At 57.5% G+C, this 16,600-nt stretch carries 14 protein-coding genes; 11 read left to right on the top strand and 3 right to left on the bottom strand.

Annotated elements, in window-relative coordinates; translation table 11 throughout:
• Positions 1 to 29: 29 nt before the first annotated feature.
• Both FOC35_RS02135 and FOC35_RS02130 read right to left on the bottom strand, forming a co-directional pair.
• Entirely contained in the window at positions 30 to 785 is a 756-nt protein-coding gene (locus FOC35_RS02135; RefSeq protein ID WP_172568010.1) for a MerR family transcriptional regulator, read from the bottom strand.
• 146 nt (positions 786 to 931) lie between these two features.
• The gene (locus FOC35_RS02130; RefSeq protein WP_172568009.1) at positions 932 to 2,053 is read right to left on the bottom strand and encodes a cupin domain-containing protein; all 1,122 of its coding nucleotides are present in this window, start codon (positions 2,051 to 2,053) and stop codon (positions 932 to 934) included.
• Positions 2,054 to 2,340: 287 nt separating this feature from the next.
• Between FOC35_RS02130 and FOC35_RS02125 the strand changes: the two genes are divergently transcribed.
• Together FOC35_RS02125 and FOC35_RS02120 are read left to right on the top strand one after the other, a co-directional pair.
• Complete coding sequence (locus tag FOC35_RS02125) at positions 2,341 to 7,248, top strand: AvrE-family type 3 secretion system effector (protein WP_172568008.1); 4,908 nt, start codon at positions 2,341 to 2,343, stop codon at positions 7,246 to 7,248.
• 10 nt (positions 7,249 to 7,258) lie between these two features.
• Positions 7,259 to 7,678 carry a type III secretion system chaperone gene (locus tag FOC35_RS02120; protein WP_254065351.1) on the top strand — a complete coding sequence of 140 codons (420 nt, stop codon included), beginning with the start codon at positions 7,259 to 7,261 and terminating at the stop codon, positions 7,676 to 7,678.
• A 41-nt stretch (positions 7,679 to 7,719) separates the two neighbouring features.
• On the opposite strand, the gene FOC35_RS02115 is transcribed toward FOC35_RS02120, so the two are convergent.
• Positions 7,720 to 8,217: a lytic transglycosylase domain-containing protein gene (locus FOC35_RS02115; RefSeq protein ID WP_254065350.1), complete on the bottom strand. Its 498-nt coding sequence runs from the start codon at positions 8,215 to 8,217 to the stop codon at positions 7,720 to 7,722.
• 235 nt (positions 8,218 to 8,452) lie between these two features.
• Between FOC35_RS02115 and FOC35_RS02110 the strand changes: the two genes are divergently transcribed.
• The 9 genes from FOC35_RS02110 (at position 8,453) to sctC (ending at position 16,591) form a co-directional block, all read left to right on the top strand.
• Positions 8,453 to 9,451, top strand: a complete 999-nt coding sequence (locus tag FOC35_RS02110) for a lytic transglycosylase domain-containing protein (RefSeq protein WP_172568005.1) — start codon at positions 8,453 to 8,455, stop codon at positions 9,449 to 9,451.
• 807 nt (positions 9,452 to 10,258) lie between these two features.
• Positions 10,259 to 11,233 (top strand): sigma 54-interacting transcriptional regulator, encoded by a 975-nt coding sequence (locus FOC35_RS02105; protein ID WP_172568004.1) that lies wholly within the window; start codon positions 10,259 to 10,261, stop codon positions 11,231 to 11,233.
• 93 nt (positions 11,234 to 11,326) lie between these two features.
• Complete coding sequence (locus FOC35_RS02100; RefSeq protein WP_016535500.1) at positions 11,327 to 11,536, top strand: hypothetical protein; 210 nt, start codon at positions 11,327 to 11,329, stop codon at positions 11,534 to 11,536.
• A 65-nt stretch (positions 11,537 to 11,601) separates the two neighbouring features.
• Positions 11,602 to 12,018, top strand: a complete 417-nt coding sequence (locus tag FOC35_RS02095) for an EscI/YscI/HrpB family type III secretion system inner rod protein (RefSeq protein WP_254065349.1) — start codon at positions 11,602 to 11,604, stop codon at positions 12,016 to 12,018.
• 6 nt (positions 12,019 to 12,024) lie between these two features.
• Positions 12,025 to 12,825 (top strand): type III secretion system inner membrane ring lipoprotein SctJ, encoded by an 801-nt coding sequence (sctJ, locus tag FOC35_RS02090; RefSeq protein ID WP_172568002.1) that lies wholly within the window; start codon positions 12,025 to 12,027, stop codon positions 12,823 to 12,825.
• Between the two features lie 24 nt (positions 12,826 to 12,849).
• Positions 12,850 to 13,431, top strand: coding sequence for a type III secretion protein HrpD (locus tag FOC35_RS02085; RefSeq protein WP_254065348.1), 582 nt, complete (start codon positions 12,850 to 12,852; stop codon positions 13,429 to 13,431).
• Positions 13,432 to 13,449: 18 nt separating this feature from the next.
• Entirely contained in the window at positions 13,450 to 14,070 is a 621-nt protein-coding gene (locus FOC35_RS02080; protein ID WP_172568001.1) for an HrpE/YscL family type III secretion apparatus protein, read from the top strand.
• Between the two features lie 85 nt (positions 14,071 to 14,155).
• Positions 14,156 to 14,386: an HrpF protein gene (locus tag FOC35_RS02075; protein WP_016535505.1), complete on the top strand. Its 231-nt coding sequence runs from the start codon at positions 14,156 to 14,158 to the stop codon at positions 14,384 to 14,386.
• Positions 14,387 to 14,515: 129 nt separating this feature from the next.
• A complete protein-coding gene (gene sctC, locus FOC35_RS02070; RefSeq protein WP_172570301.1) occupies positions 14,516 to 16,591 on the top strand; it encodes a type III secretion system outer membrane ring subunit SctC in 2,076 nt (691 codons plus the stop codon).
• Positions 16,592 to 16,600 lie beyond the last annotated feature (9 nt).

Below are 16,600 nucleotides of genomic sequence, written 5' to 3'. Positions count from 1 at the left end.
AGGGTTGTTAATGAAGCTGCAAATGCGGATTATCCGGCAGGCTGCCGGTGTTCACCTGCGCCAAGGGCAAAAACCGGCAGTCCCGCGCTTTGCCACAACTCAAGCTGGCTTATCTGGCGCTCGCCGGGGCAGTCGCCGCACCACACCAGCAGCGTCTGGCGTTCAAACATCTCAGGTTTAAGCTGGTTCAGGGAGTTTGCCAGGACGTCGACCCGCCAGCCCTGCTGGCTGGCAATCCACGCCGCCAGCCACAGCCGGGTGGTGTCCTGCACGTTCCAGCCCACTACTAACGCATCCCTGCCGCTTTGCTTGCGGGCGGAGGCGATGCACATGGCGATATAGTTAATCAGCGCCCCGTCCAGCAGGCTCAGCATGGCGCAGAGCGCAACCTGCTGCCCGTGGAGACGGCGTCGAAGCGGAAGATAAAGATGGTGAACCAGGGTTTGGGCGGGATAGATGCGCCCTATATCGGTAATCCAGGCGCGCAGCAGGTTTGGGTTACCGCTTTGCAGGTGGCGCAGCAGCGTTTCCTGGCGCTCGCCCCAGGCGTGTTCTTTATCGCGATGCTCACCGCTAAGCAGCGCCTTCACCTTGCCAACCTGTACGCCTTGCTCAATCCAGGCCTGAATCTCTCGAATACGTTCGATGTCGGCGTTATCAAACAGGCGATGACCGCCGTCGCTGCGCTGCGGTTTCAGCAATCCGTAGCGTCGCTGCCAGGCGCGCAGGGTTACCGGATTGATATTGCAAAGCGCAGCCACTTCTCCAATGGAATAAAGCGCCATGTCATCACCCCAAGCCGTACGGGAAGACCCCATTTAACTGTAGTAACTTCTACTGAATTCGGGTGATTTTATCGCCAGCTCTCAGACTTTAGTGGCGGATAAACAAAACCCGACGAGCGCTCGCCGGGTTTCGCTTCAGGAAGGGATTAATCTTCGAAGTACCAGTAACCCTGGTTGATTAAGTCAGTCAACTGGCGGATGAATGCTTCATCCTGTACCGCATCGCTCAGCTCGCTCTTCGTCAGCCGGGTATAGCGGCACAGCGCTATGGCAGCGTCCCGGTGGCTCACTTCCATCGGTTCGCTGTTAACAAAGAATTCATCGCCCACCTGCAACACCCGCAGCCCGCTCAGACGCACCAGCTCTTCGCCAGACTTCAGGGCTTCGGCCACTTCTTCTGGCTGGTACGGCGGTTCTGCGGAGGCGATATCCAGTTCGTGGCGCGGGGTAGTAACAAAGCTGCCAAACCACTGGTTGAACGCTTCCGGCTGGCTTATCAGATTGGTCATCATGCTGCGCAGGCGTTCCAGCTCGTAGTTTTCCACTTTGCCAGGATTAGCGCGGCAGGTGAGATCCGGGTCGCTGTAGTGATCGCCGCCAAGATCGTTTTCCAGCACGTAGTCGGCAAAGCTGCTTATCAAGTCCCGGCTGTTAGGCCCGCGGAAGCCAACGGAGTAGTTAAGCGCGGTTTCATGAGTGAAGCCGTCGTGCGGGAAGCCCGGTGGAATATAGAGAATATCGCCCGGCTCTAAATCTTCATCGATGATCGGCGTAAACGGCTCAACGTGCAGCAGCGCCGGATGTGGGCAGAACTGCTTAAGCGGCAGACGGTCGCCCACGCGCCAGCGGCGGCTGCCCATGCCCTGAATAATAAACACGTCATAGTTGTCGATATGCGGGCCTACGCCGCCGCCCGGCACCGAGAAGGAGATCATCAGGTCGTCTAAACGCCAGTCCGGCAAGACGCGGAACGGGCGCACCAGTTCGGCAGCAGGCGCGTGCCAGTGGTTCACCGCCTGGGCCAGCAGCGACCAGCCGCTATCGCCAAGGTTATCAAAGTGCTCAAACGGACCGTTGCTGGCGTGCCATTTTCCCTCTTTAAAGCTGACCAACCTGCTGTCGACTTCGTTTTCCATCGCCAGGCCCGCCAGTTCGTCCGGCGTAATAGGGTCGACAAAGTTCGGTAGCGCGTTTTTCAGCACCACCGGCTTTTTCTGCCAGTAAGTTTCCATAAACTCTGGCCAGTTGAAATTGAGTTGATAATCCACGGTTATTTACCCCTGTACGAAAGGAGGCCGATTATAAGTAGCCTGCCTCAGTCGTCGCCTTGTCATGGGTCAAGCAGCCGCTAATCTTCCGGCTTATTGCTGCCTCTGGATCGGGTGGCTATCGGTTTTTTCTGATTTGTTTTTTCTCTCTTATTTCGCCACAGGCCCCGCTATTGCTGGTTTTTTAGATATTCAGGCGGTCTAAGATAAATATTAATCGGGAACCGGAACCCCGTTCATTCCACCTATCAAACGGAGAAAGTGTTTGACTGTTGAGGAGTAACAGAATGGGACCGGGAATATCAGCTTTTATCAAACCAGGCCGCGCTATCCGCGACCAGGAAATCGCCAATCTACAGCAGGGGAGAGCGCAAACCGCGCAGCTTAAACAGGCACATGTCGCGCCAACACAAACCGCAACCGGATCGTTATTCTCAAGGGCGGCACAGGCGCAGGCTCCGACCGGGGTGAAGCAGAGCGCTGGCGAAGCGCAAACGTCGAACAAAGGGATGTTCAGCCGTTTTCTTAGCCGCAAGCGCGGCCCGGACCTGCCCGAGTCAATTCATACCGGCGTATCTAACGCCAGCAGCCCGAGCCTCTATAGCCAGCAAAGCGCCGACAGGCCGGGCGTATACGGCCAGGCCAGCGCCAGTTCGCCGAGCCTCTACAGCCAGCCGGAGATTTCCGAGCCAAATCCTGTCCCCAGCAACGTGGTCGGCACGCCGGGCAGCCATTTTGCCGAGCTGGTGACGGAGCCGGAACCTGAAAAAAATATGCTGCTGGAGACAAAGCTGACGCTGGATAAAAAGGGTCGTCTCGAAATAGACACGCCCGAAAGCTCGGCCCCTCTGCATGCGCTAATGAAAGAAACGCTCGGCCACGACCGACTTCGCTACCAGACGCATCTCGCCAGCGATGACGGCCATCAGCATGTGCTGCTGGATAAAGAGGGGCGGCTGATGACCGTGCGCAGCGAGCCGGGCGTATTTATCGCCCTCAGCCACAGCCAGCAGAAAGTCGAATGGGAAGAGGTGTCGCGGCACCGCAGGGGCTTTATGCGCCGCCAGAGCCTGGAGCCGACCACTCAGCCTCTCTCCTGGCATGACCGCCAGACGGTGGATATCGGCGGTGAGAAAGTCCGCCTTCCCGAGACCGGCGTGCGCGACCGCCTGACCGACAGCGTGACCGACGGAGACGGCACTCGCTACCGCCTGCATGATAAAAAACTCTTTGGTTTTAACAGCGCGGCCAACGCCTGGCAGCCGCTTTCCGCTGAAGACGACAAGCTTTCGGCCCTGTCGCGCCAGGGGGACGGCATGCTGTGGCGGGTTAACGACGATAAGCAGCTCGGCAGCGCGGTGGGCGGGACGGTTAACGTTAAGTTCGACCATAAGATCGATCACTATTCCGTTGGCCCGAAGCGCGACGCGCTGGTGCTGATGAGCGACGACGAGAAAAAACCGAAGGTAGCGTATGTCGCTAACCTCACCGCGGCGGACCCGCAGCCCAAAGAGCTGACGCTGCCGGAGAATATGACCCTGAAAAAAACCGCGCTGCACGGCTCGCTGCTGTTTGCTCTGGACAGCAATGGCCGCCTGCACTGCGGCGACAAACCGGGAGAGCAAAGCACTTCCCTGAGCTTTGATGGCGCAAAGCATAAGCCTTTACTCGACAATATCTCTCAGTATGTCACCGCCACCGTGGGCGACGGGGCGAAGCTTGAAGATATGCTGGCCGATGAGACCGACCGCCTGCACCTCATTGTCAAAGACGGCTATGACCAGAAGCACGCCATTACCTTCCACTGGCACGGCGGCGATTTGAAACCGCAAAGCAGCTGGAATCTCAGCGACAGCCTGGTGCTGGACTACCAAAAGGGTCTGCCGCAGATAGCCCCGGCCGCGCACGACGTGGTTGACCTCGGGCGGCTGGGCAAGCTGGCTCTGCATGAAGGTAAAGTGCATTACTTCAATGAAACGACCGGCCTGTGGAGCGCTTCGGACGAGAAGGCCGACAAGCTCCAGTGCGGCCTTGACGGCCAGCCGTGGCTGATGAAAGACGGCGAATTAAAGCGCCTCAAGGTCAACCTGAGCAGCAATAAAATTGACCACGGCAGCAACGTGTTCGCCCTGGGGCAGGTGACCAAAAGCGTCAGCGCCGACCTGGCGACAGCCGGGCTGGATAAAAACGAAAAAGCGCAGGCCTTCACGGTCATAGACAGCAGGCGCTACCTGGCGGTGAATGAAAAGGGCGACATTGGCCTTCACCATATCGACACCACGACCCGCCGCAATCAGCGCGGCACACAACCCCTGAGCCAGGAAGCCCTGAGCGCCCAAATCGCTAAACTTGAACCGGCAAGCGCGGGCAATGAAGATGCTTCCAGAGTCAGCGACCTGGCGATGAGCGAAGATAAGCAACTGTGGTTATTGAGCAAGCAGGGAGCGCTTTTCAGCCTGCCGGAAAATAGCTGGAACAGCGGTAAAACCGACGGTATGGCGAAGGCCGCACTGCCCGCCAATGAGGACGGCAGCCAGCCTGAACTCAGCGCCCTGCAAACCTCGGCCAAAGGGCAAATCAGCGCCCAGGATAAGCAGGGAAACACCTTTGTCTTCAAAGAAGGAGCCTGGGCGAAAGACGAGCCGCCCACCGCGCAGGCCAATGAGCCGAACGTGGCTCGTCAAAACTATCAGCGGTTAACTCAGGCTTCAAAAGACTGGCGTTTGCCCGGAACCGGCATCACCTTCAAGCGTGAAGTCAACTTCCTCGGCCAAACCGGGCAGGACGGCAAGCATGTTCGCACATCGTTCCGTACGCGCATCAGCACCTTTGCCTTCCGCCCTTCGCTTGAATGGCCGCGCCCGATCAAAACCGCCGCCTATTCTATTCAGCACCGCTACGCCGGGCGCGAAGGGTTAAAAGACGTTTACCAGCAGCAGGGGGCACTTACCCGGCAGCTAAAGGCAGCGCACCAGCAGCCGGGGACGCATACGCCAAGGCCGGGCCTCAGCCAGCGTCTTGAGATTATGCGCGCCGAAGAGGCGCGGCGCTGGCAGCCGCAGGAGAAAACATTGCTGGATGAAATGGCAAGCTTTGCGCGCCAGCTTTCCGACAGCAGCAACCATTATTGCGAGCAGATTGGCCAGCACTACGGCGTGCGCGACGAGCGCCGCCAGGCTGCAACGCCTTCACGTTTTGGCCTGAACCACGGCAACAGCGGGGCATTAAATCCGTCGAGCAGCCGCCAGGATAATCTGACCGGGCAGCTAAGCGACATGCTGCGCCGTTACCCCGCAGACAAGAGTAACCACGCCGGGGCGATTATTGCCGAGCTTGAGGCGCGCGCAATTACCCTTAATCACCAGAAAGAGCAGGTGCCGATGGGCCGCCAGCGCGACATTCACGACGACATCGGGCTGGTGAAGTCGCGGGTGATGCTGGACACGCTGACCCTGAAATCACTGCATGATTCGGTGGATGAAATGCAGCAGGCGTCGCTGCTCAGCGAGCCTCAGCGTTCGGCGAAAATGACCGATATAGCGGCTAACTTCTCCCGCCTTCGTGATGCTGAGTGGGGCGGGAACGTGATTAAAACGGTGACCACGCAGGGCTTTGGCAACCACAAATCGCTGGAGGCCAACTACGACGCTATCAAGGCGATGACCAAAGCATTCAGCAAAGAAAATCACGGGGTGAATATCAATACCAAAACCGTGATGCAGGCCGAGAGCCAGCGCGAAATGCAGGAGAAAATGGTGGCGACCGTGCTGTCGCTGGAGAGCGGGGAAAACCTCTCGTTCAGCCGTACCTATGGCGCTTCTGCGACCGCAACCGTGGCGCCCGGAACCCAGGTGATTGCCGGTGTTGGCGGGAAAGTGGGCGCAGATCGCGGCTACACCATGAGTTTCTCTCGTGGCGATACCGGCATTAACGTTAGCTTCGGGCGAACCGGAGCCGTTTCTGCAACCGGCATTGTTGGCGCGGGCGTGGGCGCAAGCGTGCAGTTGTCTATCAACAACCGCACGGCGCACAGCCTCACCGTTGATTTAAAAAATGCCCAGCCGGTGGAAAGCGTTCACCTGGAGAAATTGATGACCACGCTGGGCAAGCAGTTCACCGACAGCGCCTCTGCCCGGCTGCTGGCCAGGCTGAAAGAGGAGCCGAAGGAGGGCGAGCTGCCGCTTCCGGTAGCCGATAAGCTTAGCCAACTGGAGGCGCATTTTACCGCCTGGTATCCGCCGGTGGATAACGCGAAAACGCAGCGTCCGCTGCTGGATACGTTGCAGCAGCTTATTAAGCGCCAGCAGCAGGCCGACTCTCTTTCCGTGCAGTCAAATCTGCCTGAACCCGGCAACAATGAAATCGACCAGTTGATTAGCGGCATGCGGGCTGAATTTACCGATCTTACCAGCCGCAAACTGTTCGACGAGCTGACACCTGCCGAAGGAGCGCCGCGCCTGCCGATGTCCGCCAGCGAGCGGCTGGGCAAGCTTGAGCACCACTTTGCCCGCTTTATTCCGCCTTCGCGCCACCATGAGATAGTGGGCAACGGGCCGCTGGCGGCCTTGCAGTCGCTGCAACAAACCGTGCGCCAGCAAAGCGCGGTGCTCAACCAGCAGCAACTGGTGAACAAAGCGGAATACCAGTCGACCTACAAAAACCTTTCGCGCATCGACAGCAACGGGTTGTTCCACTTCGTGCGTCATTTTATGGAAGGGGAGTTTTCCCCCAGTAACGCCGACCGAATCACCCAGATGATGGGGGAAGATTACCGGCTGAAAGCGCTACTGCGAGGGTTGCAGGATAACAGCAGCTCGCAGGCGGTGGTGTCGCTGGAGCTTAAAACCAAGCCGCGTGAAAAGCTGGCAGACCAGTGGGCCAACCATACGGTGACCCAGGACTCGATAGTCGATTTACTTAAAGATAGAGACAAACTGCGCCTGAAGTCGATCGCGTTCACCAAAACGCAAAGCAAGTCGGACGGCTTCTCTACGCCTTCGTTTTTGCTCGGCGGATCTAACGGCGTGTCGCTGTCGATGAATGAAAACCTGGGCACCATCAACTTCAGCTACGGCGATGACGATAGCGCGCCGCTCAGCTATACGGTGGACGGCGGCGTGGCCCAGGCCGAGCAAGAGGTGAAATCGGCGCTGCGTGAGGCCGCCGAAGCGGGATTTATGGTGAAAGGAGGATAAGGAGATGGTTATGCAACAACAGCTTCAACAGTGGCTTGACGCCTGGGGGCGGCAGCAGAAAACCACGTTGCGTCTCGAGCAGGGAGTCTGTTTATTAACCAACGCTCAGCAGCAGGAGATTGCGGTTATCGAGCTGCCCCCGGGGAGCAGCGCGGCTATCCTGCACTGCAAGGTGGCGGAGCTAACCGGGCAGGATGCGCTGCTGCTGCCGAACCTGCTGGCGATGAACTTTGAAATGAACGCTATGCGCGGCTGCTGGCTGGCGCTCGACGGGAAAAATGCGGTGCGCCTGTGTACCCAGAGCGAAATGGCGGCGCTGGATGCGGAAAGTTTCGGCCGCTGGCTAAGCGCGTTTATCAGCCAAAGCGAAGAAGTGAGGGCCTTTATCACCGAGCTGCCGGAGATGCTGGAGGAGGCGCAGCCGCGCTAAGGTTTACTGAAACGAAAAGGCCGGGGTTTATCCCCGGTTTTTTATTGCTTAATGGTTTCGTTGCTGGCGAATAAATCCTGCTCTCGCCGGGGCTGCTGCTTTTGCAGAGTGTTATAAATCTTGTGTACTTCGTCTGCGTAACGCTGGCGCAGCTGGCGGCGCTTTTCAGAGGGGCCGGTGTTATACATGCCGACGGTATCCCACGAGCGGCCATGCTGGCGAAACAGGCTATGCAATACCCAGGCCCCGGTGGCGATGCAGGTGCAGGGATCGTGCAGCAGTCCCTCGCGCGTTACGCCGAGCTGTTTCAGCCGCCCAAAATGAACGCTGTTTACCTGCATCATGCAGACATCTTCGGTGCGGTTAGCGTTGGCGGCGTTGACCGCAGAGAGATTAAATCTCGACTCTTTCCAGGCAATGGCTTCCAGCAGCGCCGGAGAGATGCCAAACGCATTCCCGACTTTTTTGAAGCAGTCCGCCTGCGCGAGAGCCGGAAGACTAAACAGTAAAAGGCCCAGCCGCCACGACTTTGTCTGCATAGAAAGTTCTCCTTTTATCATCACTGGCAATGTGTAGCGAAAACGGGCGTTCGGTTCCCGTTTCGGACCTTTGCCCGTATCAACTAATTCGCCACAAACGGCTTTGCGGCGGGAACTCTTTAGCGGTGGCTCTCACTTAGTGAGACATTCCGGGCGCGGGCGAAGCTGAACTTTGCCATGAGGCGGGGCCGCGGCCGGTTATTGCTACTGGGTATCACTTAGGGGAGTGTGTTGTATGCAGATATCATCGGGACCGGGTGGATTCTCACCTCTTTTGCCGGAAAACCATTTTCCGAGCCTGGACGGGGCGTCACCCGGCTCACAAAACGGCGGGAACAATATTACCGCTAAGCTGCTGCTGAATAACGGCGGTAACACGCTGGCCATTCCGTTAGCGCTGAACTTCGCCAATGCGGGCGCCAGCGATAAGCCTTCGGCCATTAACTTCGGCGCTTCACCGGCTGGGAATAACGGCCCGGTAAATAATCCGGCCAGCGCTTCACAAAGCGACGGCAGCAATTCGGCAGACGGAATGATGCAGGAGCTACAGCAAATGCTCCAGCAGTTCCTGAAAGAGCTGATGCAGCTGTTTGGCATGAATACCGGGCAGAATAAAGATGACGCCTCATCTTCTTCCCCGGCCAGTGGCGTGGGGTCGGGTTCCGGCAGCAGCGGCAGCGGGGCTGCGTCCGGTGCGGATGACGCAGGTGCAGGCGCTCCGGCGGGCGCACCGGCGGGAGCGTCCGGCGCTTCAGCCGACAGCCTGCCACCGGGCGACACCAGCCTGAAAACCAGCGATCCAACGCTGCAAAAAATCGTTTCTCAGTTTGGCGGCCAGTATGAAAAGGCCTCTGCTGAAACCGGAGTTCCGGCTAAATTACTGGCCGCGCTGACGATGCAGGAGTCGGGAGGCGACGTGAATGCCAAATCAACCAACCCGGGCAATGGCCTGACCGACAGCGGCATGAACCAGATTAACCCGGACACCTACAGGGCGATGCAGAGCAAATATCCGGACAAGCTGGGCAGCGACATGAACTCTCCGGCTAACCAGATTATGTGCTCGGCGTTGATGCTGAAAGAGGGCAAAGAGAAGTTCGGCAGCTATGATGCCGCGCTGCGCGCCTACAACTCAGGGGATAATCAGGTGAACCTGCACAACCTTTCAAGCGTCTCTCTGGGCGACCCGAACTATGTGAATGAAGTGAACAGCCATATGGCGAAATTCGCCTGATAACAGGCCATATCCTCTCATGGCCGGTTTACAAATACGCTGAAAACAGCGGTCGTTTTCCTCCGGGATGCGGCCGCTTTATTGTTGGCTAAAGCAGTTTATTGTCTTTTTGAGGCTAAATATGCGCGATAAATGGCGATAAACTCGACCAGGAATGTTCCCAATTAAGCATAAATACTGAAACTGAAATATATTTCAAAGGGAAACAGGTATGTCTGCTGGTGGTTATTATTGTAAATAATGGTAAATAGATATTATTTGAATTGACGATTGTGCAGAAAGACCATCAGCCAATTTATCTTTACCCCCGGGATTTAGCGATGAAAGTTCATTTTCCCGCCAGCCGGAGCGAATAGTCCCTGGGTTCACCTGTTTTTAATTAATTTATTCATATTTATCATTTGGTTAATTTTTTAACGATGCATTTAGAATCTTTATAATACATTTGGAAATAACTGAATCGATCCTCGTTTTTTTCCAGTGTTGTTCGCGGAACCGACGCGGGAGAGAGCACTTTCTTCCCCGGCCCATCGGGCAAAAAAACGCCCCTTATCCAGACATCGGAACAGTTGAGCGCTTATCCGGGGGTAGGGATATCCCTACAGGTCGCTAAAATTTTGACTGATTGCCATTCTGCCACTCGGTGATAGCTTAACGCTGCTTCTCATAAACAAAACTCATTAATTACTGCCGGTCGCCGGGTATTTCCGGGCGGCAGTGGGCAGACAATCGTTTTACGGTTCACGTTTATGGTTCATAAGTTGGACTCATACGCCAGACCTTGAATAAGCAGGCAGCGGGGGATTTATGAAAGAAAACAGTTTGAATCACTGGGAAATAAAGCATATGCCGGTCGATATCGACCTGAATATGCCGCGTTCGGCCGCAGCTTTGCCTCCTTCTGAAAATGTACATGACGGGCTGGATATTTGGCTTCAAACGTTAGCACCCCTTAAGATTGATTTGGTGCTGGAGGGGGAAACCGGCACCGGAAAGGACACCTTTGCCCGTCGAATCTACGAGCATTCCGGCTGCCGCGGTGCTTTTGTGCCGATTAACTGCGCGGCAATACCCGAGACGCTGGCCGAAAGCGAACTGTTTGGCGTAACGGCAGGAGCTTATACCGGCGCAAATCACTCCAGAGCAGGTTATATCGAAAGTGCTAATAACGGCGTGCTGTTCCTCGACGAAATCGACAGCATGTCCCTCAGCCTGCAGGCCAAGTTACTGCGGGTGCTTGAAACCCGAACCGTCGGGCGGCTGGGTAGCACAAAGAGCATTGCGCTCAATTTGCGGGTGATTGTGGCCTCGCAAAAGCCGCTGGCCCAGTTGATGGAGCAAAAGCTGTTTCGCCAGGATCTGTTTTTTCGCCTGACGACGGTCAAAATTTCACTGCCCGCGCTGCGTGAACGCGTCGAATGCATTATTCCGCTGTTCCGGCGCTTTGCCCAGGAGTCCGCCGCCCGTCTGAACCGGGCGCTGCCGCCGATGTCGCAGCAGTTAAGCGAGGCGCTGCTGATGCACCGCTGGCCGGGGAATATTCGTGAGCTGAAGGGGGCGGCAGAGCGGTTTGTGCTGGGGCTGCCGGCGCTGGGGCAGGTTGCTCACCCGGAAATGCGTTCCGTGCGCCTACGCGAAAGGCTTCGCCGCATCGAATACAGCCTGATTGAAGACTGCCTGTCGCGCCACGAAAACCGGGTGGTTAGCGCCGCCCATGAATTAGGTATTCCAAGAAGAACCCTGTATCAAAGAATTAAGTCTCTGACTGAAAAGGAAAATTAATTTTAATCTTTTTTGGGAACTGCCGACTCTGCCGCGCCACTTAATCTGTGAATGACGCAACATTTACTGTTTAATTAACGAGGAGTAAACATCATGCCTTCAGTCAACACCGGTAACAACGCAGGCGCAAGCGGCAGCCTGGCAGATAGCTTCCAGTCCCAGATGGACTCTATCGAAAACAAATCAATGCAGGACTCGCTGGACAAAGCTGAACGTGACCGTAAAAACGCCTACGTTTCCGGCTACCAGAACTCCGCCACCACCATGATCAGTTCTCTGGCGCAGAACAAAATTTCCTTCTAATGATTATCAGGGATTCGCCGCAGCGTGAATCCCTGATCCTCTTCTCTGCTGGCGGAATCACTCATATGCACATTCTTAATCCTGCTACCGGTATGCCTTTGCCAGACCCCGACTCCCTGAGTTTGTCATCGGGCGCAGCCCCCCAGTCTTCGCCGATCTCTTCGGTAAACGGCGCGGCTAACCAAAGCGATGCGGCATTTTTTTCCGCGGCGCTGGAACAGCCGGAAGCCGTGTCGGCAATGGGCGGTATTGGCGGCAAACCAGCGCCGATGTTTGAAAAAGCTTCCGGTATGTTCAGGCAGATGGACAGCGACCAGAAGCAGATGAATAACGTGCTGCGTAAAGCCGCGCGCTCCACCGACCCGCTGGTGCTCAACCAGGTGGACGACCAGCTTTCCAACTATTACCTGGAAAGCATGATGAACGCCAAGATAGTCTCGAAGAGCGTGTCGGGGCTAGATAAACTGACCAACTTGCAGTAATCCATCATGCAATTAAGCTGGCGAAAAATCCTGCAGCCCTGGCTGCTGGTCCTGCTGCTGGCAGGCTGCGACTCGCAGGTGGTACTGAATACCGGCCTGACGGAAACCGATGCCAACGACATCATCTCCGAACTCTCGAAGTACAAAATTGAGGCCGATAAGCAAATCGATAAAACCGGCGTCACCGTGATGGTGGCTCAGGACTATATCGAGCGCTCGGTTCGCATTCTTAACGCCAACGGTTTGCCGCACAAGGCGCGCACTAATCTCGGCGAAGTTTTCCAGAAAAACGGCATTATCTCCAGCCCGCTTGAAGAGCGCGCTCGCTATATCTATGCGCTCTCACAGGAGCTGGAATCAACGCTTTCGCAAATTGACGGCGTAGTGGTGGCGAGGGTGAACGTGGTGCTGCCTGAGCGAGTCGCTCCCGGCGAGCCCGTGCAGCCCGCATCCGCTTCGGTATTTATCAAATACACCCCGGAGATGGACCCCGACAGTATTGAACCGCGTATTCGTCGCCTGGTCGCGGCCAGTATTCCCGGCCTTTCCGGGAAAAATGATGGCGCACTTTCGGTCGTGTTTGTTCCCGCTGCGGCCTATCACGACCGCATCGAGCTGGTCACGCTTGGGCCATTCCAGCTGACGCTTTCGCAGTACGCAACGGTAAGAACGCTGTTCTTCTCGCTGCTTGGGCTACTGCTGCTAATTGGCGGTATTTTTACCCTGATCCCAAAACTCAGGGCGATGAAACGCGGTAAACAATCGCCCTCGACCGAACTGACCGTTGTTCCGGCAGAGCGGCGGTAGCGGATTGTGGAATCTCTGGATAGCTTGTCCCCAGCTGCCTGGCTGCGCTGGTGGAGCCGGGCTTTTTGGCAACAGGCGGACGCCAGCTGGCACCATTTGGCCTGGTTTCAACTGCCGGAAAGCCAACGCAGTAGCCTGGTAATCAAATCGCCGCAGGCCGTTTTAACCCTGTTGGAACTGACGCCTGGCCTGCCGTATGAGCCGGACGAACGCCTGCTTGTGCTGGCCTCGCTGAACCCGCAGCAGAGAATGATATTGCTGGCGCTGGTGGCTGAAGTCTGCCAGCGCGGCAGCGGAGCGCTGCGGCTTGAAGATGCCCGGCTCGTCTGGTGTGAACGCCTTACCCGGGGTTTGCGCCCCGGCGTCTGGCTGCCCGCTGGCCTGGACTTTGCCCGGTCGCCGGAAGCCTCCGCGCTCTGTCTGCTGCGCCCGCTGTTTGTGCCGACAGCATGGCAGCGGCTCAGGCTGAGTTTTCCCCACGCCGCCGTAACGTTAAGCGAAACGCTAATGCCTGAAGAACCCGCGCCGCCGCAAAACCGCCTGCTGGCGCTGTGGGATGGCGCAGTCTGGCAGGCCCGGCAGCACTCTTTTATGCCGAACGACTAATTACGGGAGCAAGACAGCATGTGGATCGGCCGCAAGGTGGCGTTAGAGGACGCCTCGTGTGCAATTGAGGGCGTTCTGCTACCGCAGAAAATGCTGCTCGAGCAGCAGCAGGCGTTGAGCGTTCTGGCGCTGGCGCAGCAGAGAAGCGAGGCGATGCTGGCCGAAGCTGGGCGGCAGGTTGAGCGGCTGTTGACCGAGGCGCAGCAGCAGGCTGAACGGCAGGCGGCTGCTCGCTGCGAGGAGGTCGAGCAGGCATTTTGGCAGCGTTCGGAGGTGCTGTTCAGCGAGTGGCACGATGAACGCACGGCGCAGCAGAACCAGATACTCAACCAGGCGCAGTCGCTGATTAACGCCGCTTTCGAACAGCTTTTTGGCTGCCTGACCGAGCAGCAAAAGCTTACCGGCCTGCTGGCCCAGTTGCAGCAGGCTGGCGGGCGGGCGACAGAGGTGACGCTTTACCACGCCTCGCGGCATGAGGCGGTGCTGGCAGAATGGCTGGATGCTCATCCGCAGCTTGGCTGGTCGCGCTGCATCGACGATGCGCTGGCGGCGGAAACCCTGCTGCTGCAAACCGCCCAGGGCGAGTTCAGTATTAGCTGGAATTCACTTCGCCAGCACCTGCTACGCCTCGCTGATTAAGCCGTCGGAAGTTAATTTTCCGGCGGCGGGAACCCCCGCATTTTTACCGCCACTCATCATACGATTTCAACGCGAGGAGAAACGTATGAGCAATTCCTTTGATATTCAGCGCAATCTCGACAGCCAGCTGTCCCGCCTGCACCACTCGGTAGCCGAGCTGGCGCAGGGCACCCTCGGGCAGCCAGCGCCGAGCATGGGCGACATGGTTGAGTTTAAAAACGCCCTGATGAAAGAGGCCGCGGCCACTTTTACCGACAGCCAGCTCGGGTCGCTCAAGCACAGCCTGAGCAAGGAGATTATCGACTCCATCAACTAGTTATGCCGTCAACGGCTTATGCGTAAGCCGTTTTCAACTCTGCTTGCACCCCAGGCGGCCAGCTTAACGCGCCGTTGATAACAGGAGATTGAGTCGTTGAATCAGCACGTTCGTTTACTTCGTGCGGCCATGTTTGCCCTGGCCGCAACCGCCTGCGGTTTCAGCGCTCCGGCCAGCGCCCAGACGCCCGCAGACTGGCAAAATGGTGCTTACGCCTATTCGGCACAGGCCACGCCGCTGCGCACCGTGTTGCAGGATTTCGCCAGCAGTCACGGCGTCAATCTGCGTATGGGCGACGTGCCGGACAGCGCGGTTGACGGACGCCTGCGCGCCGACAGCGGCGTCGCGTTCCTCGACAGGCTGGCGCTGCAATACCGCTTTCAATGGTTTGTTTACAACGGCTCGCTGTTTGTTAGCCCGCAGTCGGCTGAAACCTCAAAGCGGGTGACCGTTTCGGCGGATGCCGCGCCAGACCTTAAACAGGCGCTGCGAGACGTGGGGCTGCTGGAAGACAAATTTGGCTACGGCGAGCTGCCGGATGACGGCGTGGTTATCGTGACCGGGCCGCCGGAATATGTTGCGTTGGTGGCCGACTTTAGCGCCAAAGATAAAGACAAAAAGCAGAACAAAGAGATGATGGTGTTCCCGCTTAAGTACGCTTCGGTGGCGGACCGTCAAATAAAATATCGCGAGAAATCCCTGCTGGTGCCCGGCGTTGCGAGCATCCTGAACGAGCTGCTGGGCAAAAAAGATAACCGCTCCTCTCAGGGCATTCAGCCGGGGGGCGAAAGCGCTTCGCGCGAGGCGCTAAGCAAGTCGTTCCAGGAGCAGTCAGACAACATTCTCTCCGGGCTTATCCAAAGCCAGGACGGGCGGATGCGTAACCCCGGCGGCGAGGATGATACCGAGCTTAACCCCATGGTTTCGGCGGACGTGCGCAATAACGCCCTGCTGGTACGCGACGATCCGAAACGCCGCGAGCAGTATCAGGCGCTGATTTCGCAGATCGATGTGCCGCAAAAGCTGGTGGAGATAGACGCCATGATTATCGATGTGGATCGCCGCGCATTCTCTAATTTTTCCAGCAATCTTGGCGCAACTTTTGGCAACGTTACCGCCGGTTCCGCCATGTTGCAGGGGGCCGGCACGCTGTTCGTTACCGACTACAGCCGCTTCTTCGCGCAAATTCAGGCGATGGAAGGGAGCGGCAACGCTTCTATTGTGGCTAATCCGTCGATTCTGACGCTGGAAAACCAGCCTGCGGTTATCGATATGAGCGATACCGCCTTTATAACCGCTACCGGCGAACGTGTGGCAAACATTGAGCCGGTAACCGCCGGAACCAGCCTTCAGGTCGTGCCTCGCGCCATCGGCAGCGGGCCAAACAGCACGGTGCAGCTGGTGGTGGATGTGGAAGACGGCAAAGTTGAAACCAACGATGACGGGGCGGCCACCGGAGCGAAACGTGCCACGGTGAGCACCCAGGCGCTGGTTCAGCAGAACGGTTCCCTGGTCATGGGCGGGTTCCACTCCCGCGAAACCGGCGATACCGACCACCGCATTCCGCTGCTCGGCGACATTCCTTACCTGGGCAAATTCTTCTCCTATACGCGCCATGAAACTTCGCAGCGCGAGCGCCTGTTCATTATTACCCCGCACCTGGTGGGGGATCAGGTTGACCCTACGCGCTATATCGACGAGCAGGATCGTCAGCAGCTCTCATCGGCGATGAACGAAGTTCAGCTGCGCCAGCGCTACAGCTCAATGAAGGGCGATATCGAAAATGCGATGCGCGATCTGGCTGAAGATAAAGTGCCGACCGGTTTTCAGGCGGGCGGAGAGGGCGTAGGCATCGCTCAGCTATGCAACACCCGGCCGGGGCTTTCTTCCGACAGTTCCCGCAGCCAGTGGTACAGCAACTCATCAATACAGATAAGCGTGGGCCTGGTGCGCAACATCAGCAGCAAGCCGCAGCGTTTTGATGAGTCCAGCTGCCGCGATGACGATGTGCTGGCCGTGGCGGCGTGGCCGGGCAGTAACCTGGCGCCCGGCCAGTCGGCGGAGGTTTACATTGCCTACCGCACGCGCGGCGAGGGGCGACGCAGCCGTCAGTCGCTGCTCTCCTCTGCACCCGTGTCCGGACAGCCGTCTGCTTTATCAAGATCGCATAGCTATCTGCTGCCCCCACGCCCCGCGCTGCATTAAGGAGAGACG

Source organism: Cedecea sp. FDAARGOS_727 (assembly GCF_012273235.1).
In the GTDB taxonomy this organism is placed as follows: Bacteria; Pseudomonadota; Gammaproteobacteria; order Enterobacterales; family Enterobacteriaceae; genus Cedecea; species Cedecea davisae.
Note: the sequence above shows the minus strand (reverse complement) of the source record. Positions and strands in the feature narration are given on the sequence as shown.

Coding starts and splice junctions, on each gene's coding strand:
- FOC35_RS02120 (WP_254065351.1), top strand. CDS start 7,259: ATGCAACAACAGCTTCAACAGTGGCTTGACGCCTGGGGGCGGCAGCAG.
- FOC35_RS02100 (WP_016535500.1), top strand. CDS start 11,327: ATGCCTTCAGTCAACACCGGTAACAACGCAGGCGCAAGCGGCAGCCTG.
- FOC35_RS02075 (WP_016535505.1), top strand. CDS start 14,156: ATGAGCAATTCCTTTGATATTCAGCGCAATCTCGACAGCCAGCTGTCC.
- FOC35_RS02110 (WP_172568005.1), top strand. CDS start 8,453: ATGCAGATATCATCGGGACCGGGTGGATTCTCACCTCTTTTGCCGGAA.
- sctJ (WP_172568002.1), top strand. CDS start 12,025: ATGCAATTAAGCTGGCGAAAAATCCTGCAGCCCTGGCTGCTGGTCCTG.
- FOC35_RS02135 (WP_172568010.1), bottom strand. CDS start 785: ATGGCGCTTTATTCCATTGGAGAAGTGGCTGCGCTTTGCAATATCAAT.
- FOC35_RS02125 (WP_172568008.1), top strand. CDS start 2,341: ATGGGACCGGGAATATCAGCTTTTATCAAACCAGGCCGCGCTATCCGC.
- FOC35_RS02095 (WP_254065349.1), top strand. CDS start 11,602: ATGCACATTCTTAATCCTGCTACCGGTATGCCTTTGCCAGACCCCGAC.
- FOC35_RS02115 (WP_254065350.1), bottom strand. CDS start 8,217: ATGCAGACAAAGTCGTGGCGGCTGGGCCTTTTACTGTTTAGTCTTCCG.
- sctC (WP_172570301.1), top strand. CDS start 14,516: ATGTTTGCCCTGGCCGCAACCGCCTGCGGTTTCAGCGCTCCGGCCAGC.
- FOC35_RS02105 (WP_172568004.1), top strand. CDS start 10,259: ATGAAAGAAAACAGTTTGAATCACTGGGAAATAAAGCATATGCCGGTC.
- FOC35_RS02080 (WP_172568001.1), top strand. CDS start 13,450: ATGTGGATCGGCCGCAAGGTGGCGTTAGAGGACGCCTCGTGTGCAATT.